Below are 2,526 nucleotides of genomic sequence, written 5' to 3'. Positions count from 1 at the left end.
AGCGCATCGGGGCTGGCCGCCGCTGCCCTTCGATGTACTCGCGTAACAGCGCGATCGGGGCAGTGCCAGCCGACACCGCGAAGTACGACGGGGACCAGAAATGCCCCCGCATCGAGGCCCGGTTCACCCGGCCGGTGAACTCGGCACGCAGCATCCGCGCGGACACGCCCTTCAGGGAGTTCACGAGCGCGGAGACGGCGACCTTCGGCGGGTACTCGACCAGCAGATGTACGTGGTCGTCCTCGCCAGTGAATGCGACCAGGCGGGCGCCGAAGTCGTCGCACACGCCGCGCATGGTCCGCTCGCAGGCGTTCAGCATCGCATCGTCGAACACGCCCCGCCGGTACTTCGTCACAAAGACCAAGTGAACGTGCAGTGCGGAAACCACATGTCTGCCTCGCCGGTAGTCGTCGGAGATGTCCATAGACCAAGTATGATGGGTGGCATGCCGGCCGTTCGCTACCGCTACCGCGCCTACCCGTCGCCGGGTCAGGTGCGGGCGTTGGCGCGGGCGTTCGGTTGCGCCCGGGTCGTCTACAACGACGCGATCCGGCTCCGCGACACCGCGTACGCGGCCGGGGAGAAGCTCTCCGACACCGAGGTGCAGCGCCGGGTGGTCACGCTCGCCAAACAGACGCCCGAACGGGACTGGCTCGCCGAGGTGTCGTCGGTGGTGCTGGTGCAGGCATGCCAGGACGCCCGGCGGGCGTTTCGGAACTGGTTCGACTCGCTGTCCGGGAAACGGAAAGGCCGCCGGGTAGGCCATCCCCGGTTCCGGTCCCGGAAGGACAATCGGCAGTCGGTCCGGCTGACCCGTAACGGGTTCACGGTCACCGCCCGGGGTGTGCGGGTCGCGAAGGTCGGGGATGTGCGGCTCGTCTGGTCACGGGAGCTGCCGTCGATTCCGTCGTCCGCCACGGTGATCCGGGAGGCGGACGGCCGGTACTACGTGTCGTTCGTCGTCGACGTCGCGGGCGAGCCCTACCCGGCGGTGTCTGCCGACGTTGGGATCGATCTGGGGTTGGACCGGCTGGCCACCCTGTCAACAGGTGAGATCATCACCAACCCGCGTCCTCTTCGGTCGAAGCAGCGCCACCTGTCCCGCGCCCAACGGGCACTGGCCCGCAAGCGGAAAGGCTCGTCCAACCGTCGGAAGGCGGCCCGCCGGGTCGCGGTCCTCCACCGCACGGTGCGGGAAACCCGCCGCGACCAGCACCACAAGCTCGCCGCTCGACTTGTCCGCGACAACCAAGCGGTCTACGTCGAGGATCTCGCGGTGTCCGGGCTGGCCCGGACGACACTGGCCCGGTCGGTGCACGACGCCGGCTGGGCGATGCTGGTCGGTCTGATCGAGGAGAAGGCGGCCCGCCGGGGCCGGACCGTGGTGCGGGTGGGCCGGTTCTTCCCGTCGTCGCAGGTGTGCTCGGTCTGCGGGGTGACGGACGGCCCGAAACCGCTGCCGGTCCGGGTGTGGATCTGCGCGGCCTGCACCACCACCCATGATCGTGATCTGAATGCGGCCCGGAACATCCTGGTCGAGGGCCGTCGGATCGTCGCCGCCGGGCGGGCGGAGACGGAAAACGCCTGTGGAGCCGACGTAAGACCGGGACCTGTCCCGGCGGTTGGCGTCGAAGCAGGAACCCAGCGAGGTGCCGCGTGAACCCACGCGACACGGTAGGAATCCCTGTCCTTCAGGGCGGGGAGGACGTCAAAGAATGCCGCATGCCGGATGCCCGGTGGGATACTCGCGCGGTGGGCGACGGGGGTCGTGACAGCACCGCCACGGTGTGGGATTTCTTCGTGTCGTACACGCGGACGGATCAGCCGTGGGCGGAGTGGATCGCCGAGGCGCTGGAATCCGACGGGCACCGGGTGCTGGTGCAGGCGTGGGATTTCGTCCCGGGGTCGAACTGGCCAGCGCTGGTGCACGCGGGTGTGACACGAGGCGGTCGTCTGCTCGCGGTGCTCAGCCCAGCTTATCTGGACTCGGTCTGGGGCAGCGCGGAATGGCAGGCGATGTGGGCGGCGGATCCGGCGGGGGACGACCGGCGGCTGATCCCGGTCCGGATCGCGCCGTGTGATCCGAAGCGGCTGGGGCTGGTGGGGACCCGTGGCTGGATCGATCTGACCGACCTGTCCGGGCCGGAGGCCGAGGCCGAGGCCACGGCGCGTACCCGGCTGCTCGACGGGGTCCGGGCGGCACGGGAGGGGCGAGTCCGCCCCACCGGCCCGTTGCTCTTCCCGGCCCGGGACGGTGACGGTGACAGGGACAGGGGCAGGGACAGCGCGGGAGATGACGGTACGGCCGGGCGGGGGGCACGGTATCCGGGCCGGCCACCGGCGGTCTGGGGGCTGCCCGCGCATCTGCCGCGTAACCCGCGGTTCACCGGCCGGGAGGGTGAGCTGGCGGAGCTCCGGGAGCGGCTGACCCGTTCCGGGCAGGCCGCGGTCGTCCCCCACCTCCCGGTCGGCAGGACCCCACCGGCCGAGCCGGCGGCGGGGCGGGCGCAGGCGTTGCACGGCCTT

At 70.7% G+C, this 2,526-nt stretch carries 3 protein-coding genes; 2 read left to right on the top strand and 1 reads right to left on the bottom strand.

Features of this window, described 5'->3' with window-relative positions; translation table 11 throughout:
* Positions 1 to 424 (bottom strand): IS200/IS605 family transposase (tnpA, locus tag AC5LSR_RS24130; protein WP_250285118.1); only part of this gene is annotated, 424 nt, incomplete at its 3' end.
* 21 nt (positions 425 to 445) lie between these two features.
* Between tnpA and AC5LSR_RS24125 the strand changes: the two genes are divergently transcribed.
* Complete coding sequence (locus tag AC5LSR_RS24125) at positions 446 to 1,660, top strand: RNA-guided endonuclease InsQ/TnpB family protein (protein WP_250285119.1); 1,215 nt, start codon at positions 446 to 448, stop codon at positions 1,658 to 1,660.
* A 62-nt stretch (positions 1,661 to 1,722) separates the two neighbouring features.
* A partial coding sequence (locus AC5LSR_RS24120; protein WP_493469082.1) for a toll/interleukin-1 receptor domain-containing protein occupies positions 1,723 to 2,526 on the top strand: 804 nt, incomplete at its 3' end.

This window comes from Protofrankia sp. CiP1_Cm_nod4, assembly GCF_982290645.1.
Note: the sequence above shows the minus strand (reverse complement) of the source record. Positions and strands in the feature narration are given on the sequence as shown.